Annotated in this window: 18 protein-coding genes; 4 read left to right on the top strand and 14 right to left on the bottom strand. The window is 59.9% G+C overall.

Features of this window, described 5'->3' with window-relative positions:
- Positions 1–164: 164 nt before the first annotated feature.
- The 14 genes from repB to ACIQWS_RS23575 all read right to left on the bottom strand — a co-directional run bounded on the left by repB (position 165) and on the right by ACIQWS_RS23575 (position 20235).
- Positions 165–1130 carry a plasmid partitioning protein RepB gene (repB, locus tag ACIQWS_RS23640; protein WP_403184845.1) on the bottom strand — a complete coding sequence of 322 codons (966 nt, stop codon included), beginning with the start codon at positions 1128–1130 and terminating at the stop codon, positions 165–167.
- An 82-nt stretch (positions 1131–1212) separates the two neighbouring features.
- Positions 1213–2412 carry a plasmid partitioning protein RepA gene (repA, locus tag ACIQWS_RS23635; RefSeq protein WP_105735049.1) on the bottom strand — a complete coding sequence of 400 codons (1200 nt, stop codon included), beginning with the start codon at positions 2410–2412 and terminating at the stop codon, positions 1213–1215.
- 360 nt (positions 2413–2772) lie between these two features.
- Positions 2773–4473 (bottom strand): GGDEF domain-containing protein, encoded by a 1701-nt coding sequence (locus ACIQWS_RS23630; protein WP_403184842.1) that lies wholly within the window; start codon positions 4471–4473, stop codon positions 2773–2775.
- 459 nt (positions 4474–4932) lie between these two features.
- The gene (gene cydX, locus ACIQWS_RS23625; RefSeq protein WP_105735051.1) at positions 4933–5052 is read right to left on the bottom strand and encodes a cytochrome bd-I oxidase subunit CydX; all 120 of its coding nucleotides are present in this window, start codon (positions 5050–5052) and stop codon (positions 4933–4935) included.
- Between the two features lie 20 nt (positions 5053–5072).
- The gene (gene cydB / locus ACIQWS_RS23620) at positions 5073–6227 is read right to left on the bottom strand and encodes a cytochrome d ubiquinol oxidase subunit II (protein ID WP_403184839.1); all 1155 of its coding nucleotides are present in this window, start codon (positions 6225–6227) and stop codon (positions 5073–5075) included.
- A gap of 6 nt (positions 6228–6233) precedes the next feature.
- On the bottom strand, positions 6234–7811 hold the full coding sequence (locus ACIQWS_RS23615) for a cytochrome ubiquinol oxidase subunit I (protein ID WP_223615876.1): 1578 nt from the start codon (positions 7809–7811) through the stop codon (positions 6234–6236).
- Positions 7812–7891: 80 nt separating this feature from the next.
- Positions 7892–9583: a thiol reductant ABC exporter subunit CydC gene (gene cydC / locus ACIQWS_RS23610; protein WP_403184837.1), complete on the bottom strand. Its 1692-nt coding sequence runs from the start codon at positions 9581–9583 to the stop codon at positions 7892–7894.
- Complete coding sequence (gene cydD, locus ACIQWS_RS23605; RefSeq protein ID WP_403184835.1) at positions 9580–11352, bottom strand: thiol reductant ABC exporter subunit CydD; 1773 nt, start codon at positions 11350–11352, stop codon at positions 9580–9582. The genes cydC and cydD overlap by 4 nt, the downstream gene beginning before the upstream one ends.
- 5 nt (positions 11353–11357) lie before the next feature.
- A complete protein-coding gene (locus ACIQWS_RS23600; RefSeq protein ID WP_223615878.1) occupies positions 11358–11930 on the bottom strand; it encodes a GbsR/MarR family transcriptional regulator in 573 nt (190 codons plus the stop codon).
- A gap of 206 nt (positions 11931–12136) precedes the next feature.
- On the bottom strand, positions 12137–12964 hold the full coding sequence (efeO, locus tag ACIQWS_RS23595; protein ID WP_403184832.1) for an iron uptake system protein EfeO: 828 nt from the start codon (positions 12962–12964) through the stop codon (positions 12137–12139).
- 10 nt (positions 12965–12974) lie between these two features.
- On the bottom strand, positions 12975–14288 hold the full coding sequence (gene efeB / locus ACIQWS_RS23590) for an iron uptake transporter deferrochelatase/peroxidase subunit (protein ID WP_403184830.1): 1314 nt from the start codon (positions 14286–14288) through the stop codon (positions 12975–12977).
- 15 nt (positions 14289–14303) lie between these two features.
- The gene (efeO, locus tag ACIQWS_RS23585) at positions 14304–15494 is read right to left on the bottom strand and encodes an iron uptake system protein EfeO (RefSeq protein WP_403184828.1); all 1191 of its coding nucleotides are present in this window, start codon (positions 15492–15494) and stop codon (positions 14304–14306) included.
- Positions 15495–15503: 9 nt separating this feature from the next.
- The gene (gene efeU, locus ACIQWS_RS23580) at positions 15504–16343 is read right to left on the bottom strand and encodes an iron uptake transporter permease EfeU (protein ID WP_346305411.1); all 840 of its coding nucleotides are present in this window, start codon (positions 16341–16343) and stop codon (positions 15504–15506) included.
- 274 nt (positions 16344–16617) lie between these two features.
- On the bottom strand, positions 16618–20235 hold the full coding sequence (locus ACIQWS_RS23575) for a hydantoinase B/oxoprolinase family protein (protein ID WP_403184824.1): 3618 nt from the start codon (positions 20233–20235) through the stop codon (positions 16618–16620).
- 120 nt (positions 20236–20355) lie between these two features.
- On the opposite strand from ACIQWS_RS23575, the gene ACIQWS_RS23570 reads away from it, so the two are divergent.
- Genes ACIQWS_RS23570 through ACIQWS_RS23555 form a run of 4 tightly spaced genes read left to right on the top strand, consistent with a single transcriptional unit; the run spans position 20356 to position 25338 of the window.
- Positions 20356–20943 carry a winged helix DNA-binding protein gene (locus tag ACIQWS_RS23570; RefSeq protein ID WP_105735062.1) on the top strand — a complete coding sequence of 196 codons (588 nt, stop codon included), beginning with the start codon at positions 20356–20358 and terminating at the stop codon, positions 20941–20943.
- A 10-nt stretch (positions 20944–20953) separates the two neighbouring features.
- A complete protein-coding gene (locus ACIQWS_RS23565) occupies positions 20954–22786 on the top strand; it encodes a dipeptide ABC transporter ATP-binding protein (protein ID WP_403184821.1) in 1833 nt (610 codons plus the stop codon).
- A gap of 35 nt (positions 22787–22821) precedes the next feature.
- Positions 22822–24357: an ABC transporter substrate-binding protein gene (locus ACIQWS_RS23560; RefSeq protein ID WP_403184819.1), complete on the top strand. Its 1536-nt coding sequence runs from the start codon at positions 22822–22824 to the stop codon at positions 24355–24357.
- A 57-nt stretch (positions 24358–24414) separates the two neighbouring features.
- On the top strand, positions 24415–25338 hold the full coding sequence (locus tag ACIQWS_RS23555; protein ID WP_223615886.1) for an ABC transporter permease: 924 nt from the start codon (positions 24415–24417) through the stop codon (positions 25336–25338).
- Positions 25339–25342: the final 4 nt, after the last annotated feature.

Below are 25342 nucleotides of genomic sequence, written 5' to 3'. Positions count from 1 at the left end.
CTGCATCGTCTTCTACCTTTCAATAGGCAAAAGAAATCCATCCGCCCAAACGACGCCAAAAAGTCTTGACACTGATTCCCGGAAATGCGATTCTCGATCCTGCTAGAGATATGAGAGAAGCCTTCCAAGACAGAGATGTTTAGGTGGGCTTTTTTCTTGTGCGGTTAATCTCCTGTTTTTCCTACTGTTTCCGATTCCCTGAAGGCTCGATAGAGTTCGTCAAGGTTATCGGCAATGTATGCACCGAAACGAGAAGCATTTCTGGCCTTCAACGCCAGTGTAAAGCTCTTTCCCGTATCTTTGATCTCTGCGTTAAGCGATTTATCCTTTGCTGCCCAGGTCTTCGTCCTGGAAGCGCTAGCTTTCGGCGATGGCCGCTTTGCGTTGTTCAGGCTATCGAACAGGCGCGCAAACCGGTCATCGCTGTTCTCGACAGCAAAGTCCGGAGAGCGAATGAACTCGGCCGCCTTGGCCTGATTTCCCGGCTGTTCCAGAAATTTGGAAAGCTGCCACCAGCGATCCCGCCCCGTTGCCTTGGCCGAACCGATGGCAAGAACGATAGTTTCTGGAATGTGCGACGAAACCGACTGCATCTTGGAAAACGTCGTCGGATCAAGCGCTAGCGCCGATTTGATGACGGCGTGATCATAGCCAAGATCGCCCAACCGTTTTGCAAACAGCGTCCGCTCGATAAAGGAGAGGTTTTGCCGCGCCGCGTTTTCCTGCCCCTGCGCGATGAGGTGATCCTGATCCGCCATCGGCTTGACCACGGCACGCACGAGCTTGCCGAGATGCCGTGCAACCTTAACCCGGCGATGGCCGAAAACGATCTGATAGCGACCCGATACAGAGGGGTGCGGGCGAACGAGAATGGGCGAATCCTGCCCCCTCTCCGCAATGGCAGCCAGCAGCTCCTGAAAGGCCTGATCGTCATCATCGATGCGATCGGTGACAAACGAACCGTCGATCAGTTCCGGATCAAGTTCAACCACACTGCCCTTGGCCAGTTCCTCAAACGAGCTCTTGATGGAGCGCGATGCGCCAGTCACCACATAGGACAGAGCGTCGTTGCGTTCCGTCTGCGCGGGCGCTGCGTTCATCACGCTGCTGAAAATATCCTTCCGGGCCATCTAATTCAGTCCATTTCCAGTCATGCGGTTGATTTTTCTTGCGAAAATCAATGTTTTTACGGCAGTAAATCGTAGGTTCATGTCATCGGCCCCACGCGCGGTGCACGAGCGAGGCGATCTCGGCATTGACAGCATCAAGTGACTCGATCGCCCGCTCATAGGTGGAGCGCGTGAAACTGTTCTTCTCCACCTCGTAGAGCGTCTGCTTGGTCAGGCCGGCATCCGATACCGCCGTGGATTTCAGCATGGCATTGGCCAATATCTCCTCAGCCAGCATGGACTGCATGAAGCCCACCATCTGGGCCTGCGGAATATCTGTCGGTTCATAGCGGGTAATCAGGTAGCGGAACCAATCGAGTTCCACTTTCGCTCCCGCCTGCTTCACGGTCTTCAGGATACCGCCGAGCATGAGCAGGAACTGCGACATGGACATCAGATCCAGCATCTGGGGATGCACGGTGATCAGAACAGCCGTGGCAGCCGACATCGCCGTCAGCGTGAGATAGCCGAGTTGCGGCGGGCAATCGACGACAACCACGTCATAGCGGTCATCGACACTCTCCAGCGCGCTGGCGATACGGGTGAAGAACTGCCGGCCTTCGCGCGATGCCTTGTCTTGCATCGCCAGCGGGGTATCGTACTCATACTCCTGCAGTTCGAGATTGGCCGGAATGATATCGAGCCCGGGGAAATTGGTCGGCAGGATCACATCGGCAATCGGCTTGCGCTGATCGTCATAGCGGATGGACTCGTACAGCGACAGATTCCGGTCCAGTTCAGGCTGGAAACCGTGCAGGGCGGAAAGGGACGCCTGCGGATCAAGATCGATCGCCAGAACCCGGTGGCCCGTCAGCGCCAGATACTGCGCGAGATGCGCCGATGTCGTCGTCTTGCCGGAACCGCCCTTGAAATTGACGACAGCGATCACCTGCAGCTTGTCGCCGGGCTTGCGGTGCGGCACATATTTTTTAACCTCGGTCCGGCCGTTGCGGTCGAGATAATGGCGTAGCTCCAGCATCTGCTCCGCCGTATAGGAACGTCGCCCGGATGCGGCCTGCGCCGGCACGGGCCCCTTGCCTTCCAGGTGCAGCCGCTTGAGATTATTCTGCGTCACACCAAGATAGTGCGCCACTTCCGCCATGGAGAACTGCCGCAATGTCTTCTTGGCATTCGGTGGAAACTTTTCCATGCGAAGCTGATTCAAGCGGCGTGAAATCTCTGCACCTTGGTCGAGGATCTTGTCATCAAACTCAAACTTGGGCAGAGGTAGAGCGAAATTCATCGGAGACAAAACCTCTAATAGCGCTTTTTCAAAGCAAATCTTCTGAGAAGCGCCATTAAGCTCCGATTCGAACAAACCATCAAGAAATTTTAGGTTAACAGAAACTTAACAACAGTTTTGTCATCCAACACATGCGGAGCTTTGAATCCCGATGCATATCCCGCGGTGCCGGAGCACCCAGTATCAAAACGTGATTAACCCGCTGTTTTGCTTACAAAAACACGAGAATTTACTGCAGTAAATACGCCTTTGAACCGGAAAACTGACACGACCAAGACAATCCATCCTTCAGCCAGGCGCCGCTTCACCATTGGAGCCCACCTGACTTATCCCATGATTTATCAGCAGGCGCGCCGGGAATCACGCGTTTTCAGCGTCGGTCTGGTCATCGGCGGCGAATCGAACGCGGTTCCTGCCCTCCGATTTGGCGCGGTACAGCGCGACATCCGCCGCCTTGATGAGTTTCGGCCATCCGGCAGAGCCCAACACGCCGCTGGCGACGCCGAAACTTGCGGTCATATTCAGACAAACACCGTCTGCCAGCCGAATCTCATGCCGCTGCAGGGCGAGCCGGATGCGGCGTGCGCGCATGACGACGTCGGCAAGCTGGTCACCCGTCGAGAGAATGGCAAACTCCTCGCCGCCGAACCGGGCGATGACATCCGCCGACCGGACCATCGACCGCAAGAGGGCCGATACGTCCGTGAGGACATGGTCTCCGGCCTGATGGCCATAGGTATCGTTGACGAGCTTGAAGTAATCGATGTCCAGAAGAATAAGGCAGGCCGTCTCTGGCTGCTCATTCTTTTTGGCTGCGCTCTGACCGATCAGGTCGAGCGTGCGTCGGTTGAAGAGACCGGTCAAGCCGTCGGTTTCGGCCTGCTCCTTCAATTTATCCGTCAAGATTGCCCGCTCATGCAGCTTGCCGCGCAAAACCTGCAGCGCATCGAAAAGCCGGCGCATTTCCCCGGCATAATGCTGCCTGTCGCCAAGTTTGACCGGCACGTCGTGGGCAAGGCCGATGACCTCTTCGCGCGCCTGCAGGAGCGGTGACAGCACGGACCGGTGCACCATATGAACAAGGCTCGCAAGAATGGCCAGTATCGCCGATGTTATGGCGACAACCATGATCAAGGTGCTTAAGGCACGATCACGCGTGTGCATGAGTTCGTCGATCTTGACGTTCAGAAACTCGCTGCGCAGGCTCTCCAGCGGTTGAAGCGTTTTGACAAAGCGGTCCGTGAACTGCTCAGCCGTCATGGAATATTGCCCGGAGACCCGACCTTCCGCGACAAGAGCATCAACCATGCCCAGACCCTCGCCGAAAAACACACGCTCGATTTCCTCGCGCTTGCCGGCAAGACGGGCATCGCTGCGGAAGAGGGCATCCTGCACGCCAATCAGGCGCCAGAGCTCATTGAGCCGCCCGCGCGTCCGGCTGCTGTCAATCAGGTGCTTGCGCTCCAGAGGACGATGCGTCGCGATCGGTGCCATGATCTGGGACGCGATGCGACCGCCATATTCCCGGAGATCGCTCAGCATGTGTCCGGTCATCACGGATGCCGCGATGGCATCATCGGACCCGACGAGCTCATTGACATTCCACGCCACGATCGACTGGAAATCGTCAACCACGGCAAACATGCCTTCAATCGCCTGCTGGACGTCGTTTGTAGTGCGCTGGTCAAATGGCATCGCAGCGACCCGATCGACATCCATTCTGGCGCGTTTGAGATCAACGCCTGTCTGTTCAAGCAGCCGGAGAGGGATGGGGTGGTTTGGGGTTCCAGGATCAGGTGTTTGCGGATCTGCCACTGCGGCAAGAGCCGCATCGCTGGCCGCCCGAAACTGGATCAGCCGCTGGGTTACGTCAGGTGTCAGAGGATCGGCGCTCCCCATGACCGTGTTCGACGGGCCGCGTTCCGCCGACAGGCGATTGGCGGCGTCCAGAACCAGACGAAAGCGCTCAACCCGATCGAGGTTAAGTCGTGCGAGCCGGTAATCCCCATAGGATGGCGCTATAACGCTCGCTGCGAGAATAGCAGTGCAGGCCACCGCCATGCCGACAGCAATCCATAGCTTCCGATACAGGCTGGCGCCTGCATTGTTTCGCGGGGCATTTGGGGGTAATTCGGTGGAGCTGGACTGTGGCAGGGCGGGACGTCTTCCAAAACGGGCCGGACGAAATGAAGTCAATCAATACTATCCTATCGCAATAGTTCCCGCCAGCAGCTGAGGCGCTGCCGGCAAGACTGTCCTTCGTCCCCTCTGAAGTCCGCGTTTTCTGACAAACGCTTGGTCTTGTCGCTCAATCGTATGGCTGGTTTAAGGGAAGATATCAATAGGCAAGCACACGTATAGGTTGATATTGATGTACACTTTTTAGTTGTAGTCTTTCAAGAGACACTGGGAAAGCCCTGGTCTAAAGTTAAATACCGGGCGGCAAATGAGACACATTTGCCGCCCGGCACGCCGGCGATAAATCATCCGACCAATCAAGTTCAAAACGGATATCCGTTGCTATTTCTTGCCGCCCGCCTTGCGGCTGGCATCGTCCTCGACCAGTTCATACCACATGGCATTGAGAACGGCGAAAGCAGCAGCAAACGGCAATCCGAGCAGCCAGGCAAAATACCACATTCTTCTACTCCTTCTTCGTCCTAGTAAGCGTGACCGCTCTTGTTGGTGATTGTCCTGTCATCCACTTTCCCCCACAGCACGTGGTATACCCAGCTTGTGTAGAGGACGATCAGCGGCACGAAAATAACCGTCACCACCAGCATGATGAACAGGGTCAGGTGGCTTGACGACGCATCCCAGACTGTCAGGCTCGACCGCGGATCAAGCGACGATGGCAGGATGAAGGGAAACATCGACAGGCCTACGGTCGAAATAATGCCGAAAATCGACAGTGCGCTTGCAAGGATGGTGGTGATTTCCCGCTTGAGACGGAAACCCAGCATGGCAACAAGAGCGCCCAGGAAGCCGAGGAGGGGGGCAACCAGCATCCATGCATGTGTGCTGAAATTGGCAAACCAGGCGTTCTTGTCCGATACGACAGTCTTCAGCAGCGGATTGGATGGCCCCGTTGGATCGACGACGCTGGAAATGCGATACCCGTCCAAACCGGTCCAAAGGATAAGTCCCGCGGCGGCAAACAGAAGCACGGTGAGCGGTGCCGCGATCCCGCCAAATCTGCGGGCGCGCTCGGCGATGATCCCCGTCGTCTTCAATTGCAGCCACGCACTGCCGTGCATGACCAGCATGGCGACCGAAAGAAGCCCGCAGAGAAGCGCGAACGGGTTCAGCAGCCCAAAGAACGACCCTTCATAGAAAATGCGCAGATCGCCGTCAAAACGGAAAGGAACACCCTGCAGCACGTTGCCGAGCGCCACGCCGAAGATGAGTGACGGTACGAAGCCGCCGACGAACAGGGCCCAGTCCCAGGCAGCCCGCCAGGTGGCGCTCTCGCGCTTCGACCGATATTTGAACGCGACAGGCCGGATGATCAGTGCCGCCAGGATAACGAACATGGCGAGATAAAAACCGGAGAAGGAGACCGCATAGAGTGGCGGCCAGGCGGCAAATATCGCGCCGCCGCCAAGAATGAGCCAGACCTGGTTGCCTTCCCAGATCGGACCGATCGTGTTGATGACGATACGGCGCTCCATGTCGGTGCGGGCCACAAAGGGCAACAACGTACCGATGCCGAGGTCAAAGCCGTCGGTGACGGCAAATCCGATCAGCAACACGCCGAGCAGCACCCACCAGATCAACCTTAAAGTGTCATAGTCGAGAAATTGATGCAGGATCATGATTGTTTACTCCGCCGGTACGATATGGGGGGAAATCAGGACGGCTTCTGGCTCATTGTCCAGTTCCGGCCCCTTGCGAATGGCACGAAGCATCAGGCCCATCTCGATCACGAACAGGATTGTGTAGATCGTCACAAATCCGGCAATCGTGATCAGCAGGGACGTCGCGCCCAGATTGGAAACGGCAGCCGCTGTTGGCAGGACGCCCTCGATGATCCAGGGCTGGCGGCCGAATTCCGCAACGATCCATCCCATCTCCGCTGCAACCCAGGGGAGGGGGATCGCCAGGACTGCAATGCGCAACAGCCACGGATATGTATCGAGTTGCCGCCGGACCGACAGTACGAAGAACGTCCCGGTCAACAGGATGAAGAACATGCCGAGACCGACCATGATGCGGAACGACCAGAAGAGTGTTGGAACGTGCGGGACCGTATCCAGCGCCGCTTTTTCGATCTGGGCATCGGTTGCCTGGCGCGGATCGTCGACATAGCGCTTGAGAAGCAGGGCGTAACCAAGATCGGCGCCGTTGTCTTCAAACTTGGCCCTTACGTCCGGTGCGATCGCATTGGTGCTGCCGGCAGCGCGAATCTGTTGCAGCGCGTCGTAAGCCAGGAGCCCCTGTTTGATCCGCACCTCCGCATGCTTGACCAGATCCTCGATTCCGGGAATTTCCGTGGTCAGCGACCGCGTTCCGATGAGCCCCATCACCCAGGGAATACGAACGGCATAATGGGTTTCGCGGCTCTGCTGATCGGGAAAGCCGAATGCCGTGAAGGCAGCCGGAGCAGGCTCGGTCTCCCACATCGCCTCAATCGAGGCGAGTTTCATTTTCTGGTGTTCGGTGGAGAGATAGCCGCTCTCGTCGCCAAGCACGACGACGGAAAGTGCCGCGGCCAGTCCGAAGGATGCAGCCACCGTCATCGACCGCTTGGCCAGCGCCGTGTGACGCCCCTTCAGCACATACCAGGCGGAAACACCCAGAACAAAGATGGAAGCCGTTACGTAACCGGCGGAAACCGTGTGAACGAATTTCGCCTGGGCGACCGGATTGAACAAAACCGCAAAGAAATCAGTGACTTCCATGCGCATCGTCTGGGGATTGAACGCTGACCCCACCGGATTTTGCATCCAGCCATTGGCGATCAATATCCACAAGGCGGAGAAGTTCGAGCCGATTGCAACCAGCCAGGTTGCCGTGAGGTGTCCCACTTTGGACAATTTATCCCAGCCAAAGAAGAACAACCCGACAAAGGTCGCTTCCAGAAAGAATGCCATAAGGCCTTCAATTGCCAGCGGCGCGCCGAAGATATCGCCGACATACTGGCTGTAATAACTCCAGTTCATACCGAACTGGAATTCCATGACAATGCCGGTGGCGACACCGAGCGCAAAATTGATACCGAACAATGTGCCCCAGAACTTGGTCATCTGGCGCCATATGACGCGGCCGGTCATGACGTAGACTGTCTCCATGATTGCAAGCAATACGGAGAGGCCAAGCGTCAATGGTACGAAGAGAAAATGATAAAGCGCGGTTATCGCAAATTGCAGGCGCGAAAGCGCTACGATGTCGAGTTCCATCTGCTCATGCCGGGCTTGCGCCCGACCCCCTGTTGATCAGCGCCGCGAAGGGCGGACGCCGAGTGATTGAGACTGCGTCCTCAGTCCGGCCGCAGTGCTGCAAGTGCGGCGTCGAATTCTGGTTCGCCGCGGTGTAAAGAGGCAACGATCTGCCCCTGTTTCATGATGAGGAGACGGTCGGCCATTTCAGCCTCCCGCCGTATATGTGTGGCGACAAGGACCGTGTGACCGGTCATCTCATGCCTCAGCCGCTGCAGGACATCCCGGGCTGTCTCGCCGTCCAGCCCTTCGGTCGGTTCGTCCAGCAGCCAGAGCGTCGCGTTGCGCAGAAGCAGCCGTGCCAATGCAAGACGGCGCAACTGTCCGCCCGAAAGCCCCAACCCGCCTTCGCCAAGCCTTGTATCGAGCCGGGTCGGTAATTTTTCCACATGGCTTGCCAGCCCGGCTATCACAAGCACCTGCCAAAGGCGGTCATCCCCGGCGTCTGGATCGGCAAGCCTGAGATTCTCGCGCAGACTATCCTGAAAGAGTTCCGTCCGTTGCGTCAGGCGTGCCGAAGGGACATAGGCGGCATGGCCATTCACAGGCTGCAATTCACCGGCAATCAAGGCCAGCAATGTCGATTTTCCAGCACCGCTGGCGCCAACCAGCGCAACGCGCTCGCCCTTCGCCAATGACAGCGAGACATCCGTGAGGGCGGGATGAGCTGCGCCCTGATGAACGGCCGTGACTTTCTCAAGCACTACCGCCAGACCATCGGGAGGAGGGGAGGCGAGGGGAGGGGAGGGCGCAGCGGCAAGATTGCCGCCGATGCGCCGCGCCGCAAGAATGGTGCGGCCAAGTTCAACTGCGCCGCGCCGCAGCCCGGCAAAGGGTTCGAGCGCTGCCAGAGCCATGAGAATGGCCAAGGCCGCAACCGGCGCCCCGATCAGGCCTGCCTGTGCAAGAATGGCAACGGCCAGCAATGTACCCGTGAGAAGCACGGCGGAGGCGATGCCGAAACCTGCGGTGACCGCCATTTCAACCCGGTTGAGCCTGTCATCCGCATTCACCAGACGATCATCGGCGGATTGGATCGCAGCGCATTGCGCCGCCAGCCGGCTGGCCATGATGAGATCCGTCTGCCCCGCGACAAGATCGATCACACGCGAGCGAAGCGCTTCCATCGCATGGGCCCGGCGGCGCGCCGCATCCAGCGAAAAGCGCCCTGCCAGAAAGGGTATCGCCAGCCCCGTTGCCAAAAGCCAGACGGCCACGCCCAGGCCAAACATCGGATGCATCAGCCCGAAGACCACGCTCACAGCCACCGCGGAACACAGCGCGACGGCGCCCGGCACCACAATCCGCAGATAGAGCGAATCCAGCGCGTCAATGTCGGCCGTCAGCCGGAACAGCAGCTTTGACGGCCGGCGAAGCAGCAGATGGGCGACCTCGGGTCTGGCCCATCCGCGAAACAAGGTTTCGCGCAGACCGGCGAGAACACCGAGCGTGGCGTCATGGGTGGTCAACCGCTCGCCGTAGCGCGCGGCAGTACGGGCAAGGGCCAGAAAACGGATACCTGCCGACGGGGCGAAGACATCGAACGCGAAAGCCGTTGCCGATGACAATCCGGCAATGGCCGTGGCGGTAATGAACCAGCCCGACAAGCCAAGCAGGGCAATGCCCGCAAGCACCGTCGCCGCCGCCAAAAGCGCACCTGCCAGCAGCATGAACCGCCGCTCTGCCAGGAAAAGCCGCAGCACAGGCCGGAAATCGCGCCGTAATGACATCACGCATCACTCCTTGCGAAAGCGGTCCGAAGATCGATGATGCGATCTGCCCGTGCGGCAAGAGCCGGGTCGTGCGTTGCGATGACCAATGTCTTGCCTCGCGCCAGCGCAAACAATCTGTCGGCAATATCATTTGCCGTCTCATCATCGAGGTGTGCGGTCGGCTCATCGGCAAGAATCAGGTACGCATCGAAATTTGCGGCAGCGCGCGCCAGGGCGAGACGCAGCGCCTCGCCGCCGGAAAGACCCGACCCGCCTTCGCCGATGGACGATTTTCCACGGGCATTGGCGACAGTGTCCAGGGCGGCATTGTGCAGCGCCGCCGCCACCGCATCCGCATCGACCTCCGGCCGGCCCAGCGAGACATTCGCGCCGACAGTCCCGGCAAAGATATGCGGTTTCTGGCCGACCCAGGCAATGCACCGCCGCTGCGTCGCAGCATTTGCTGCCATGGATTTGCCGGCAAGCAATATGTCGCCACCGTCCAGCGGCGCCAGGCCTGCAATCAGAGCCAGCAAGGTCGATTTTCCCGATCCGCTCGGTCCAAGCAGGGCCACGCTTTCACCCGGAGCGATATCGAGGCTGAACCGTTCGAAAACCGGCCGCCCGTCCCCGGCATAACGGAACGTGACATCACGCATATGAACGGAGGGCATTCCGATCTGCCCGGGGAATGCAGTCCGGTCATCATGGGGCTTGTCGCCGTCACGCGGCAGGTCCACGCCCTTGACGGCAAGTTTCCGCAGCGCCTCCAGCGACGCTTCGCCTGCAGCACGGTCATGCCAGACCGCCGAAAGCTCGCGCAACGGCTCAAAGAAAGCAGGAGCGAGCAGCAGGATGAACAACCCTTCGCTCAAGGAGAGCCTGCCGCTCCAGGTTCCGAAGTCGAGTTGCCCGAGGAGATGAAAGCCTACGTAGACCGCCACCATGGCAACGCCAAGCGCGGCAAAGAGCTCGAGGACAGCCGACGACAGAAAGGCGATGCGCAGGACCGCCATCGTGCGCGACCGCAACGACTCGGCATCGGCCCTCAGGCGCTTTGCCGTCACATCCACCGCATCGAGCGCGCGAATTGTCGTCAGTCCGCGCAGCCGGTCGAGCAGAAACGCGTTCATTCCGCCAACTTCGACCAATTGCGCCTCGCTCGCCGCCTTGGCGCGCCAGCCGATCAGCGCCATGAACACAGGAATAAGCGGTGCGGCAAGGAGCAGAACGATGGCAACAGCCCAGGACAGGGAAAGAACGCACAGAAGGATTGCAAGTGGAACCAGCGTTGCCTTGAACCGGGCCGGACGGAACCGCGCGAGGTAAGGCACCACGGCTTCCGCCTGCTCGGCCAGGATACTTGCAGCCTCCCCGGAGGCAATCCGGCCGGGATCAAGCGGCGAGCGACGGGCAAGGGCGAGAACGGCGTCCCGGCGCAGTCCGGCAAGCGTCGAGCGCGCACCATGGAAAGCGAGCCGGTTACCCGCGGCGTCGATGAATGCACGCACGACGCCGATTGCAAGAACGCCGGCGGCGAGCCAAGCGATACCGGACAAACCGTTGCCCGCAGCGATCCGGCCGACAGCGATGCTGAGCAGGGCCGCCTGCGGCAGCCACAGGAGCGCGGCAACAGCCTGCACAAGGGCTGCGGACCGCCCTCCAGGCAAACGGCTGGACGATTCCACCCCTATATTATCCGGCTCACTGGTTTTTGCGCGCACCTCGCCGTTTGCGGCCGGATCTCCTGCCCGCAAAGCTACCGGGGAACTGAGTGCATCGACTGACATGACATTTATGCCTTGTCCGGACTGCGTTTGGTGCGGCCGAGCGAGACGATCTTGTCTTTCGCCTCGAGCAATCGCGTTACCTTGGCGCCAAGCGTCAACAGAGTGGCAAGGCGGTCAGTTTCGAGCTTCTTCACGTCATCGTACCAAGTTGTGAGGCGCTCGATAAGCCCATGCATTTCCGCCATGCGTTCCTGGGCATGCCGCTCGGCATCGCTCGCCGGCTGCTGCATGAGTATTTCGCGCAAGACGGAGAGTGTCGGATCGACCTCGCGCTTCTTTCGTTCCTCCGCCAGCGTGCGCAAAATCTGCCAGACATCGTCCGGGGTCGTGAAGAAGTCCCGCCGGTCATCCGGCAGGTGTTTCAGCAGGACAAGATTCCAGGCCTGCAGCTCGCGCAGGCTCATCGACACATTGGATCTGGAAATGCCCAGCGATTCGACAATCTGATCGGCATTCAACGGTTCGGGCGTGACATAGAGCAGGGCATAGATCTGCCCCACGGTGCGATTGATGCCCCACCGGCTGCCCATTTCGCCGAAATGCAACACGAAGGACTGAACGAGAGGAGGAAGGTTCATCAGAGATTCCCGACACAACAGTTATTTCAGTAATTACTGAAATAACGATATTCGATAAATCAATGAGATGCAAGTGACCTCGGAACTCAACCTAGCATTGCAACGATGACGGAAAGAATACGCTGTCTGTTCAGGGGCTTGGCCAACAAAAAACCCGGCCGTTGCCAGCCGGGTTTTCCAATTTCCATCTGAACGCCGTGACGCGGTCAGTTCAGTCCGAGCTTGCCGCGCAGGGTCGAAAGGTCTTCTGCCAGCGTGTTCACGGCAGCTGCAAGCACCGCGCGATCGTCGTCGGTCAGCTTGTCATAGAGTTCGTAGCCCTCAGCCGTCTTGTACTTCGACAGGGTTTTGCCGACCGTATCGAAATTACCCGCAACCTTGGTGACGAACGCACCGTCACCCTTCTCGATCAGCGGACGTGCCAGCTCGAAAATCTTGCGCGAACCATCGAAGTTTGCCTTGAAATCCCACAGGTCCGTATGGCTGTAGCGGTCTTCTTCGCCGGAAATCTTGGTCGCCGCCACTTCTTCCATCAAGGTGGCCGCGCCGCCGAAGACCTTCTCGGGCGGGAAGGTCAGATCGGTGATGCGCTTGTGCAGTTCGACGACATCGGCCTGGAGCTTGTCGGCAAACTCCGCCAGGCCTTCCGTGCTGTTCTGGCTGAACAAGCCATACTCAAGACGATGGAAACCGGTGAATGCGGGGTCTTTTTCCTTCAGTTCGTGATTATCGGCGCGCGAATCGATGGAGCCATCGAGATCGCTGAAAAGTTCGGCGACCGGCTCCACGATTTCGTAGTTCATGCGGGTCGGGGCATAGAGCTTCTTGGCCTTTTCGAGATCGCCGGCCCTAACAGCATCGGTAAAGGCCTTGGTCTCGCTGACAAGCTTCTCCAGGTTTTCACCGATGAAAATCTTGTACTCGGCAATGGGCCCGACGAGATCGAGAGGCGAAACCTCCGCATTGGCGACGCGCGGGGCCGCAGCCGCGGCTATCGCGACGATACTTGCTGCAAGATAGGCTCTGAATTTCATGGTTAGCTCCTTAGGATTTGGTGTTTGTTGGCGTATGGCCGGCTGCTTCCAAGAGGGTTCGGCCAAGAAAATCGTCGGCGCCGGTGACGCCCGGCAGGGTAAAGAAGAAACCGCCGCCAATAGGCTTGATGTATTCTTCCAGCGGCTCGCCATTCAGCTTGTTCTGAACGGCAATGAATCCCTTCTCCAGATCCGCCTGGTAGCAAATGAACAGCAGCCCCTGCTCAAGCTGGCCGGATTTGCTCACGCCGTTGGAATAATTGAACGGGCGGCGCAGGATGAGATGCGCGTCGGCGGCCTTGCTGCGGTCATTTGCCAGCCGGATATGCGCATCGAGCGGCGTGACAGCACCGTCCGGGTCTTTTGCATAATCGGGCACTTCCGTTTCGGTGCGGCCGCCAAAGGGAGCACCGCTGGGCTTGAGCCGCCCGATAATGCGCTCCTGCTCGCCAAGCGGCGTACGATCCCACCGCTCGACGAAATTACGGATGATCCGGACCGCCTGATAGCTGCCATTGCGTGCCCAGGCCGGTTCGTCGCCACTGTCCTGAATCCAGACAATCCGCTGCATCAGACCGGCGTCGCCGGCATCGGGATTGGCCGATCCGTCACGAAAGCCGAGAAAGTTGCGCGCACTCTGGTGCGTCCCGTCGGGGCTGCGCGGCAGGACGGGAACCGACCCCTCCTGCTTCCAGCGCAGGACCATCAGATCCGGCAGGTTTTTCAGGATATCGCGCAGGGCGTGAATATTGGTGTCGGGTGTGTTCGACGATATCTGCAACGACAGGTCGCCATGACACAGCGACTGGTCCAGCGCGTCGTTCTTGAACGCCTTCATGCGCGACAGGCGGGCAGGCTTGTGGGATGAAAGCCACTCCCGCTGCTCGAAGAACGATGCGCCAAGCGAAACGGTGATTGTCAGATTGTCGGGCAGGACCACCGGGCCGAGGATGCCGCTGTCCGCTGGCGGCAGCTTGTCGTCGAGGGCAGGGGGCGTGCCGCCCTTCATCAGGAACGCAATCCGCTCGGTGAGGCTTCTGAACAGCCGCTCCACCTCTTCCGGCTTGCTCGCCAGCACCCGGAACGACGCCACCATGCCGGCGGCCGGACGCGGTGTCACGATGCCGGACTGATAGTGCCCGTGGAAGGGCTGCTCTTCCAGCATCTTGTCGCTCACGGGAGCGTCGGTCACCTGTTCGCCGTGGCTGCTGGCGGCCTGAGACGCCGTGATGCCGGCCGCGAGCACACTGCCAGCTGCGCCTGCTCCGAGAAGGAGGCCGCGGCGGCTGGTCATGAAGGGCTTGTTGTCTCTGTCCTTTGTCATGATTGCGTCCCCAGCCTATTCCAGCCCGACCGCGGCATTCAGTTTGCCGATGGCGTCGGCAAGTGCCTGCATCTGTGCGGCTAGTGCCGTTCTTTTGTCCGCGCTTACGCTGTCATAGGCCGGGAAACCATCCGCGCCGCGCAGCGATTTCAGCGTGCCGTCCACGGCAGCGAAGCGCGCTTCGATATCCACGACAACCGCAGGAGAGCCCTGTGCAACCACGGGTTTCATCAGCGCGATCATGCGCGTTACACCGGCAAGATTGGCTTCAAAATCGGCAAGGTCGGTTCGCGCGTAGTGATTTTCGCCGGCTGTGATCCTCGTGCCTGCAATGGTACCGATCAGGCGGGCAGCGCTGGCGGCAATCTGATCAGGCGGGACGCGCAATGACCGTACCCGATCCTTGAGCGTCGAAACGTCAGCCAGCAGTTTTGCCGAGACGGGCGCAAGGCCATCGAGGCTCTTGACCGAATAAAGCCCGTACTCGATGCGGTGAAAACCGGTAAAGCCGGCGTCCGCCTCGCGCTTTTCCAGATAGTCGGCGACAGGATCGATCGCATTGTGCAGATCGGCAAAGCGGTCGGCCATGGGCTCGATCTGCATGTAGGGCTGGCGGGCCTTCTGGTAGAGTTCCCGCGCCTTGTCGATATCACCGGCCTTGATGGCCTCGTCAAGCGCCTGCACGCCCTTCACAAGCGCACTCGTCTGCGTGGCAAGAAAGACCTGGTATTCGGCCAGCGGACCAACGAACGCCACCAGCGCCGGGCGCGCTGCCGCTGCATCGGCTTCCGCCGAAGGTGTTACGGTCAGGGTCCCGCGCGGATTGTTGAGCAGTCCGCAGGTGATTTGATACGTGCCGGGATTGAGCTTGGCGGTAAATGTCTGGGTAAAGCCCGGAACAATATTCTCCCGTTCTTCCAGCACCATGACGCCGTCGAGTATTTCCCATTCAAGGGCCCGGTCCGACTTGTTGACGATATTGAACGTGGTGCGTCCCGCCGGAACGGTCAGGGCATTCGGATCACATTTTCCCTCACTGATCGTCACCGTGATCGCGCCAGCCGAAGCGCCGGTCTTGACCTTCGTCGAGGCATAATAAAATGCGCCTCCGCCAGCAACGACAAGCAAGCCGGCACCCATGACGGCAAGCTTCATCAGCGCTTGTGACGGCGGGCGGGGAGCAGACGGGTTCGCATTCTGGACCATGGGAAACTTTCAGTGGGTTGGCCGGGACGCTGCGGCAGCGGTTTGACGCTGCGCAGGCCGCAGAAAGAAGAACAGGCTTACGGCGAGAAACACGACATAGGCGATGATTTCACCCAGCGTCGGCATATCCTGATAGCCGAACATGCCTGACAGCAGCGTACCGAAGGCACTGCTGACCGGCAGCACGTTGCTCAAATCGAACACCACCGTCTGCAGGCTGTTCCAGACGCCCGCTTCGTGCAGGTGCCGCAGCGAACCGGCAAGGATGCCGGCGGCCACCACGAGGATGAACAGGCCTGTCCAGTAGAAGAACCGCTTCAGGTTGAGACGGACACCGCCGGCATAGATGCCGTAGCCGAGACCGATGGAGACCAGGATGCCCAGAAGCGCACCGAGCGGCGCATCGGAGTTCGCGCTCTGCTGAAAAATGGCCAGGAGGAAGAAGACGGACTCAAGTCCCTCGCGGGCCACTGCAAAGAAGACCATGGCAACCAGCGCCGCTCCCTGCCCGGAGGAATGGGCGAGCGCATCGTCGATGGATGTGTGCAGTTCCGATTTGATGGAGCGGGCAGCCTTGCGCATCCAGAAGACCATGGACGACAGCACGATCACCGCGATGAAGCCGACAAGGGCTTCGAAAAATTCCTGGGCTTTCTGGGGAAACTGCGCACTGACCATCTGCAGGCCCGCGCCCACGAACAGGGACAGGGCAACGGCAAGCAGAATGCCCACCCACACCGCAGGCATCCAGGCATCGCGACCAGTCTGCTTCAAATAACTCGCAACAATGCCGACAATCAGCGCGGCCTCAATGCCCTCGCGCAGCATAATCAAAAATGGAACAAGCATTAAAACCAATCCTCGGCGCGGCCAGCCCGATGTTGCGCAGCGCTGGGCAAGTCATAAACCGGGACGAAAAACGAAGCAATAACAATATATTAGAAGAATTCTAAGAAGATGCGATGGCGAATTTCTGCAATCTTTTCCGTATGTTGAGTGGTTTTGTCCACTATTTTGCGACACGAAAATGCGCCCTTTGCAGCGCTTGCAAATACCACTGGTTGCAGAACATGAGGTCTTCAGGCAGGTTTTACCAAGAGGAAAGGCGCACCTGCCGGAAAATTCATGCCTCGGGCTTGCCGTAGCCGCCGCCCGTCGGCGTGACGATGATGAAGGCTTCACCTGCTTCCAGCACGGTGTGCGCACAGCCCTGCAGCGCTTCGACGGCCCCACTCCTGCGGCGCACCGCATTGGAGCCGGTCTGCCCGGGCTCTCCGCCCAGCAGGCCGAACGGCGCCACACGGCGATGACCGGAAAGAATGGCGAAGTCGAGCTTTTCCTGTGCACGGATCGTCCGCTGCGTGCCATTCCCGGCGGACCATTTTCCCTTGCCCCCGGAACCGGCGCGGATGTGGAAATCTTCCAGCACCACCGGGAAGCGCGTTTCGAGAATCTCCGGATCGGTCAGGCGGGAGTTGGTCATGTGGGTGTGGATGGCATCGGCGCCGTTATAACCGGGGCCAGCCGGGGCGCCGGAGCAGATCGTCTCGTAATACTGGTACTGGTCATTGCCGAAGGTGAGATTGTTCATCGTGCCTTGCGCGGCAGCCTGCGCACCCACGGCACCGAACAGACAGTTCGTGACGGCCTGGCTGACCTCGACATTCCCCGCGACAACCGCAGCGGGATATTCCGGCGAGAGCATGGTGCCATCGGGAACAATGATGTGGATCGGGCGCAGACATCCGGCATTCATCGGAATGTCGCTCTGCACCAGTGTTCGGAAGACATAGAGCACGGCAGCGCGCGTCACCGGGCGCGGCGCGTTGAAATTGTCGGACCGCTGTTCCGACGTGCCGGTGAAATCGACGGTCACCTCGCGCGCAACCTTGTCGACCGAGATCTTGACGACGATGCTGCACCCCTGATCCATCTCATAGGTGAAGCTGCCGTCCTGCAGCTGATCGAGCACGCGGCGCACGCTCTCGGCGGCATTGTCCTGCACATGGCCCATATAGGCCTCGACGACATCCTCGCCGAAATGACTGATCATCTTGCGCAGCTCGGCCACGCCCTTTTCGTTGGCAGCAACCTGCGCCTTCAGGTCATTGACGTTCTGCAACAGCGTGCGCACGGGATAGCGGGCGCCGGTCAGAAGGGCCGCCAGCTCATCCTCGCAGAAACGGCCGCGATCCAGCAGCTTGAAATTGTCGATGTAGACGCCTTCTTCTTCGATGTTCGTTGCCAGCGGCGACATGGAACCCGGCGCGATGCCGCCGATATCCGCATGGTGGCCACGGCTCGCCACCCAGAAACGGATCGTCGTACCGGCATCGTCGAACACCGGCGTGCAGACCGTCAGGTCGGGCAGGTGGGTGCCGCCATTATAGGGGGCGTTGATGAGGAAGACATCGCCGGGATGAATGACCGGATTCTCACGAATGGCGGCAGCGACGGAAGCATCCATCGAACCGAGATGCACCGGCATATGCGGTGCATTGGCGACAAGATTGCCTTCCGCATCGAAAACGGCGCAGGAGAAATCCAGCCGCTCCTTGATATTGACGGAATAGGCGGTGTTCTGCAGCGTTACGCCCATCTGCTCGGCGATCGACATGAAGAGATTGTTGAAAATCTCCAGCATGACCGGGTCGGCTTTCGTGCCGATGGCGGAGCGGTCCGGCAGCGCCTTGATGCGCTTGAGAACGATATGGTTCTTGGCCGTCAGTTCCGCCTGCCAGCCGTCCTCGATAACAATCGTCTGGTTCGGCTCGATGACGATGGCCGGACCGGTGAGGCGCTGGCCGGGCTGCATCGCATCGCGCAGCACCACGGCCGCGTCATGCGCTGCCCCTTGCGAATAGAAGCGGTTGTGCCGCACCGCATCCGGCTCGCCGGTTGCTGTCGCATCGACGGCCGCCTCGGCTTGACCGGCACCGCCGCCGACGGTCTCCACTTCCACCGCGTCAATGACCAGCGCCTTGTTTTCGGCAACAAATCCAAAACGGCGCTTGTGCAGGATTTCGAACTCGCGCCGCAAACGGCCGATATCGTCATGCGCCGGAAAGGTCGCCTCGACGGCCAGCACGGTATCCGTACCGGCGTAGCGGATATGGGCGCGCACGATGGTGGTGATCTCATTTTCGGCGATACCCTGCGCATTGAGCTCGGACAGGCATTCCTGCTGGAGCTCCGCGGCCAGACCGGCAAGCGGGGCAGGGGCGGCCGGATCGAGCGGCACACCCAGTGCCTTTTGCCGGGTCGCCCGGATATCGGCAAGTCCCATGCCATAGGCGGACAGCAGACCCGACATCGGATGAACGAGAATGCTCTTCATGCCCAATGCATCGGCAACCAGGCAGGCATGCTGGCCGCCGGCACCGCCGAAGCAGCTCAGCGCATAGCGCGTCACGTCATAACCGCGCTGCACGGAAATCTTCTTGATCGCCTCGACCATATTGGCAACGGCGATGCGGATAAAACCGTCAGCCACATCTTCGGGGCTGCGGCCGTCACCGATCCGGCCTGCCAGTTCGGCAAAGCGCGAGCGCACGGCATCGACATCCAGCGGCTGATTCTGGTCCGGTCCGAAGATCGGCGGGAAGAATTCGGGCAGGAGCTTGCCGACCATGACATTGGCATCGGTCACGGCCAGCGGGCCGCCATTGCGGTAGCAGGCGGGGCCGGGGTTGGCACCGGCGGAATCCGGGCCGACACGGAAACGACCCGCATCGAAATGCAGGATCGATCCGCCACCGGCGGCAACCGTGTGGATGAGCATCATCGGCGCGCGCACCCGCACCCCTGCCACTTCCGTCTCGAAAGCGCGCTCATACTCGCCATCGAAATGCGCGACATCCGTTGATGTGCCGCCCATGTCGAAACCGATGACGTTGGGAAAGCCGGCTTCTTCGCCGGTGCGGGCCAGGCCGACAACGCCGCCGGCCGGGCCGGACAGGATGGCATCCTTGCCCTGGAACATATCGGCAGCGGTCAGACCGCCTGAGGACATCATGAACATGACGCGCGCGCCGGTGCGGGCAATGTCCAGCTCCGCCGATACCTGTGCCACATAGCGGCGCAGGACCGGCGAGAGATAGGCGTCGATGACGGTTGTATCACCGCGCCCGACCAGCTTGATCAGCGGGGAGACTTCATGGCTGACGGATACCTGGGCAAAACCCATCTCTCGGGCGATGGCGGCCATGGCAGCCTCGTGCGCCGGAAATTTATAGGCATGCATGAACACGATGGCGAGCGCGTCATAGCCTTCATCCTTCAACGCCTTCAGGGCTGCGCGCGCCTGCACTTCGTCAAAGGCGATCTCAACCGTGCCATCGGCGAGCACGCGCTCATTGATTTCCACGACCTGATCATACAGTGCTTCGGCCTTGATGATCTCGGTGGCAAAGATGTTCTTGCGTTCCTGATAGCCAATGCGAAGCGCATCGCGAAATCCCCTGGTCGTCACAAGGGCAAGCCGTTCGCCCTTACGCTCCAACAGGGCATTGGTGGCAACGGTGGTGCCCATGCGCACTTCGCCGATTCGTCCGGCCGGAATGGCTTCGCCCGGCTTCAGCCCGAGATGCAGGCGGATGCCCTGCACGGCGGCATCCTTGTAAGCCTCGGGATTTTCGGACAGCACCTTGCGGGCATGCAGCACGCCGTGCGGATCGCGCCCGATGACATCGGTAAACGTGCCGCCCCGGTCGACCCAGAAATCCCAGCTTCCGATGCTCATCCCGCACTCCTCTTGATCGACTGCCACATTTGTAAGCATGCCCAATTAATAGACTATAGCGTCATTGACAATATGTCGATAAAATGATGATATAAATTCGTCAAGGCGGAGGCAAGCAGAATGACGACTGGTCCGAAAGACCACACCACGGCGGATCTCGAACAATTTGCAACGGCATTGCCGAAGCATCTCAAACCCGTCTCCTCCATTGGTCCCATTGTCTCGTCAGCCCATCTTGCCGAGGGCGGTTCGCCCGGCCTTTCCGAAGTCGAATACGGCATGATCCTCGCCTCCCATGCCTTTTCCCGCTGGATGGTGCGCTGCATGGCGGCCGCCGGACTGCCAGGGCTTTCCGCCACGGAAATTCTCATCCTTCACTCCGTGCGGCATCGCGGCCGCGAAAAGAAGCTCGCCGACATCTGTCTGGTTCTCGATATCGAAGACACGCACGTCGCCACCTATGCCATCCGCAAGCTGGAAGCGGCCGGGCTCGTCACCACCGGCAAGGCCGCCAAGGAAAAGACGATCAAGATCACCAACAAGGGCGCCGATGCCTGCACGCGTTACGCCCAGATTCGCGAGCGGCTGTTCGTGGCATCGACGACCAATGCCCGGCCAGCCGAGGATACGCTGTCGGAAATCGCCGCCGTCCTGCGCTTTCTCTCCGGCGCCTACGATCAGGCGGCCCGCGCCGCCACCACACTTTAAGGATAGCTGCGTGACCGATACTGCTTCAGCCCCGCTCTTGGCCGTGGACAATCTTTCCGTCGCGTTCGGTCCGTCGCGTGTCGTGGAGAATCTGAGCTTTTCGGTGCGGGCAGGGCGCACGCTTGCCATTGTCGGCGAATCCGGGTCCGGCAAGTCCGTGACCTCGCTTTCCGTCATGCGGCTTGCCGATATGATGGGCGGCCAGTTCCCCACCGGCCAGGTGCTGTTCGAAAGCCGCCAGGGGCGGATCGACCTGACCACCGCCACGCAGAAAACCATGCGCGGCATTCGCGGCAAGGAGATCGCCATGATCTTCCAGGAGCCGATGACCTCGCTCAACCCGGTGTTCACCATCGGCGACCAGATCGCCGAAGTTCTGATCCTGCATGAGGGCATGTCCAAACAGGCGGCGCTGGCCGAGGCTAAACGGCTTCTGGACATGGTGCGCCTGCCCGACGCTGCCGATCTGCTTGGCCGCTACCCGCACCAGCTGTCTGGCGGCATGCGCCAGCGTGTCATGATCGCCATGGCGCTTGCCTGCCGTCCGAAACTGCTGATCGCCGATGAGCCAACAACCGCGCTCGATGTCACCATTCAGGCGCAGATTCTGACCATCATCCGCGAATTGCAGACCGAACTCGGCATGGCGGTGATCTTCATCACCCACGACATGGGCGTTGTCGCCGAAATGGCCGACGACGTGGTGGTGATGTGGAAAGGCCGGAAGGTCGAGGAAGGCCCGGTTGCCGATATCTTCGCCCGCCCGCAGCATCCCTACACCCAGACACTGCTCGCCGCCGTACCGAAACTCGGCAGCATGACCGGAGAGGCCTATCCCAAGCGCCTGCCGCTGACGGTCATGGACGGTGACACACCCCGCCTTGTCGGCGGCGAACATGTTCAGGACACGGCCCGCTACGGCCTGCCGCCCGTCCTTTCAGTGCGTGATCTCGTCACCCGCTTCAACATCAAGAAGGGCATTTTCGGCGGCGTTACCCACCGGGTCCATGCGGTTGAGAAGGTTTCGTTCGACATCCATCCCGGCGAAACTCTTGCGCTTGTCGGCGAGTCCGGTTCGGGGAAATCTACGATCGGCCGGACGATCCAGCAACTGCAGAAGGAAACGTCGGGCACCATTCTGTTCGACGGGCGTCCCGTCTCATCGATGAATGGCACCGAACGGCAAAAGCTGCGGCAGGAAATCCAGTATATTTTCCAGGACCCGTTTGCCTCGCTCGATCCGCGCAAGACCGTCGGCTTCTCCATTGCCGAACCCATCCGCACCCACGCATTGATCGACGGCAGCAAGCCGATCCAGAAACGCGTCGATGAATTGCTGGAACGGGTCGGCCTGACCAGCGCCCATGCCAGCCGCTATCCGCACGAGTTTTCCGGCGGCCAGCGCCAGCGCGTCTGCATTGCCCGCGCGCTTGCTTCCAATCCCAAACTGATCATTGCCGATGAGGCGCTGTCGGCGCTCGACGTGTCCATTCAGGCGCAAATCCTCAACCTGTTCATGGAATTGCAGGAGCAGCAGGGCCTCTCCTATCTCTTCATCAGCCATGACATGGCTGTCGTTGAAAAGATGAGCCATCGCGTCGCCGTTCTTTATCTGGGCCAGGTCGTGGAAATCGGCACCCGCCAGCAGATCTTCGAAACGCCGGCACATCCCTATACCCAGCGCCTTTTGTCGGCAGTCCCCGTGGCTGATCCCGCGCGTGCGCGCAACCGGGCCATGCTGGAAGGCGAAATACCAAGCCCCATTCGCCGCGTCGGCGACGAACCCGCCATTTTCAAGCGAACCGAAATTGCACCCGGCCACTTTGTGGCGAGTGCGGCCTGAACCAAACGTCTACATATAATGAGGAGAACACAACAATGATAAGAACACGACGGGGAATACATGCAGCGTTTCTGGCGCTGGGTCTGGCAGGCACAGCCTTGCTCGCAGCACCCGCATGGGCGGCGGGCACGCTGACCATTTCGTCGCCGCAGGACCCGGGCAGCTGGGATCCGATCGATACGTTTCTCGTCAACTGGGCCTCGGTTGCCACCAATATCTATGATGGCCTGACCTATCGCGGCGCCGATCTGAAACTGGTACCCGGCCTTGCCACCGCCTGGGAAGAACTCGACGAAGGCAAGCGCATCCGCTTCACCCTGCGCGAAGGCGTAAAATTCCATGACGGCGAACCCTTCAATGCGGAAGCCGTCAAATTCACCTTCGACCGTCTTCTCGGCGAAGAAGGCAAGAAGGGTCCGCAGCGTTCCAACTATGCCGCCATCGACAAGGTGGAAATCATCGACGCGAAAACCGTCGATTTCCATCTGAAGGCGCCGGATCCGGTGCTTCTGACCAAGCTTGCCGGCTATGGCGCGATGATCGTGCCGCCGAAATACATCCAGGAAAAGGGTGACGATTATTTCAACGCCCATCCCGTCGGCACCGGCCCGTTCAAGGTCGTCTCCTACGAGCCGAAGATCGGCATCAAGCTCGAAGCCTTTGCCGACCATTGGGGCGGCGCACCAAAACTCTCCAATCTCGAATATCGCTTCATCGCGGAACCCGCGACCGCCGTTGCCGAATTGCAGGCAGGCCGCGTTGACCTCGTCATTCCCCCCACCATTCCCGTCGGCATGATCCCGACCATTCAGGCCGATCCGAAGCTGGAAGTGGTCAGCACCGCCGGACCGACCGTCTATGCCCTGCGCTTCAACACCAAGAGCGGACCGACGGCGGATGAACGGGTGCGCAAGGCACTGATCCTTGGCGTTGATCGTGATGCGATTATCCAGACCATCCTTGGCGGTCAGGCAGCGCCGATTGCCAGCTTCCAGGGCGCCCTGTCCTTCGGCAACGATCCCGACATGAAGCCGCTGCCCTACGATCCGGAAAAAGCCAAAGCCCTGCTGAAGGAAGCGGGCATTGCGACCGGCACCACGCTGCAGATCGACGTGCGCGGCAACGACTCCACGTTCAACGAGGTGTCGCAGGCCATCGCCAGCTATCTCCAGGTCATCGGGCTCAACGCCACGATCAAGCCCTACGAGACCAATGTCCTGCTCAATGACATCATTCCGGCGGGCAAGACCGGCGCGATGTTTGAGCAGGCATGGGGCGGCTGGACGCTCGATTACGACAACACCGCCTATTCCATGTATCACTCGGGTGAAAAGTGGAATCCCTATGACAGCGATCCGAAGCTCGATGCGCTGCTGGAATCGCAGCGTTCCATCACCGACCGGGCAAAGCGCGAGGAAATCCTCAAGTCCATCGCTCACTACACGGCGGACCGGGCGCTGGAAATTCCGCTCTACAATTACAATGCGATTTTCGGCGTGAGCAAGCGCGTGAAGAATTTTACGCCTGTTCCCGACAGCCGCCTGCGGCTGACGGATGTCACGGTCGAGTAGTAAAACAGGCCCGTCGCCTTGCAAGGGGCGGCGGGCCAAGGATTGAAGGATAGAGACGTGGCTGGTTTTCTCATCAAACGCTTTCTGCAGGCGATCTTCGTCGTCATTGTCGTGACGCTCATCGTGGCGTTCGCCATTCGCCTCACCGGCGACCCGGCGCTGATGCTGACACAAGGTGCAGGCAGCGTGACCGAAGCGGACCTTGTCCGCATCCGTGAGGCGCTCGGTCTCAACCAGCCGTTTCTTGTCCAGTATTTCGGCTTCATCAAGGGATTGTTCACGCTGGATTTCGGCCGCAGCTTCCTTGGCGGCACGAAGGTCTCCACCCTGCTTGCCGCCGCCTTGCCCGCGACGCTGCTTCTTGCCTTCTCCTCCCTGATCGTCTCCATCGCCATTTCCATCCCGCTCGGCATCAAGGCAGCGACATCGCGCGGCAAGTGGGCGGATCAGGCGATCCGCATTCTGTCCCTGGTCGGCCTGTCCTTCCCGAATTTCTGGCTGGCGCTGATGCTGGTGCTTTTGTTCGCCATCACGTTGAAATGGCTGCCGCCAAGCGGCATGAACGGTTTCGAGAGCTTCATCATGCCCGCCGTGACCATGGGCATCATCCTCACCGCCACCAATGTGCGCCTGGTGCGCACCGCCATGCTGGAAACCCTCAACTCGCAATACATCATGGTGGCACGGGCCAAGGGCCTCAGCGAGAATGTCGTCCTGTACAAGCACGCGCTGCGCAATTGCGCCATTCCGCTCATCACCTATTTCGGCCTGCAGTTCGGCGGCCTGCTCGGCGGTATCGTGGTGGTCGAGCGCGTGTTCAACTGGCCGGGTCTTGGCACACTCGCATTCGATGCGGTCGGCGCGCGCGACTATCCCGTGCTGCAGGCGGTCATCACGGTCCTTTCCCTGATGATCATCGGCGTCAATCTTCTCGTCGACATCGCCTACGGCCTTGTCGACCCGCGCATCCGGACGGAGTAAGCCC

The organism is Phyllobacterium sp. NPDC097923, from assembly GCF_044760925.1.
Classification (GTDB): Bacteria; Pseudomonadota; Alphaproteobacteria; order Rhizobiales; family Rhizobiaceae; genus Phyllobacterium; species Phyllobacterium calauticae.
Note: the sequence above shows the minus strand (reverse complement) of the source record. Positions and strands in the feature narration are given on the sequence as shown.

Bases quoted from the DNA above. Each gene is read 5' to 3' on its own strand.
- repB (WP_403184845.1), bottom strand. From the start codon at position 1,130: ATGGCCCGGAAGGATATTTTCAGCAGCGTGATGAACGCAGCGCCCGCG.
- repA (WP_105735049.1), bottom strand. From the start codon at position 2,412: ATGAATTTCGCTCTACCTCTGCCCAAGTTTGAGTTTGATGACAAGATC.
- ACIQWS_RS23630 (WP_403184842.1), bottom strand. From the start codon at position 4,473: ATGGCGGTGGCCTGCACTGCTATTCTCGCAGCGAGCGTTATAGCGCCA.
- cydX (WP_105735051.1), bottom strand. From the start codon at position 5,052: ATGTGGTATTTTGCCTGGCTGCTCGGATTGCCGTTTGCTGCTGCTTTC.
- cydB (WP_403184839.1), bottom strand. From the start codon at position 6,227: ATGATCCTGCATCAATTTCTCGACTATGACACTTTAAGGTTGATCTGG.
- ACIQWS_RS23615 (WP_223615876.1), bottom strand. From the start codon at position 7,811: ATGGAACTCGACATCGTAGCGCTTTCGCGCCTGCAATTTGCGATAACC.
- cydD (WP_403184835.1), bottom strand. From the start codon at position 11,352: ATGTCAGTCGATGCACTCAGTTCCCCGGTAGCTTTGCGGGCAGGAGAT.
- ACIQWS_RS23600 (WP_223615878.1), bottom strand. From the start codon at position 11,930: ATGAACCTTCCTCCTCTCGTTCAGTCCTTCGTGTTGCATTTCGGCGAA.
- efeO (WP_403184832.1), bottom strand. From the start codon at position 12,964: ATGAAATTCAGAGCCTATCTTGCAGCAAGTATCGTCGCGATAGCCGCG.
- efeB (WP_403184830.1), bottom strand. From the start codon at position 14,288: ATGACAAAGGACAGAGACAACAAGCCCTTCATGACCAGCCGCCGCGGC.
- efeO (WP_403184828.1), bottom strand. From the start codon at position 15,494: ATGGTCCAGAATGCGAACCCGTCTGCTCCCCGCCCGCCGTCACAAGCG.
- efeU (WP_346305411.1), bottom strand. From the start codon at position 16,343: ATGCTTGTTCCATTTTTGATTATGCTGCGCGAGGGCATTGAGGCCGCG.
- ACIQWS_RS23575 (WP_403184824.1), bottom strand. From the start codon at position 20,235: ATGAGCATCGGAAGCTGGGATTTCTGGGTCGACCGGGGCGGCACGTTT.
- ACIQWS_RS23570 (WP_105735062.1), top strand. From the start codon at position 20,356: ATGACGACTGGTCCGAAAGACCACACCACGGCGGATCTCGAACAATTT.
- ACIQWS_RS23560 (WP_403184819.1), top strand. From the start codon at position 22,822: ATGATAAGAACACGACGGGGAATACATGCAGCGTTTCTGGCGCTGGGT.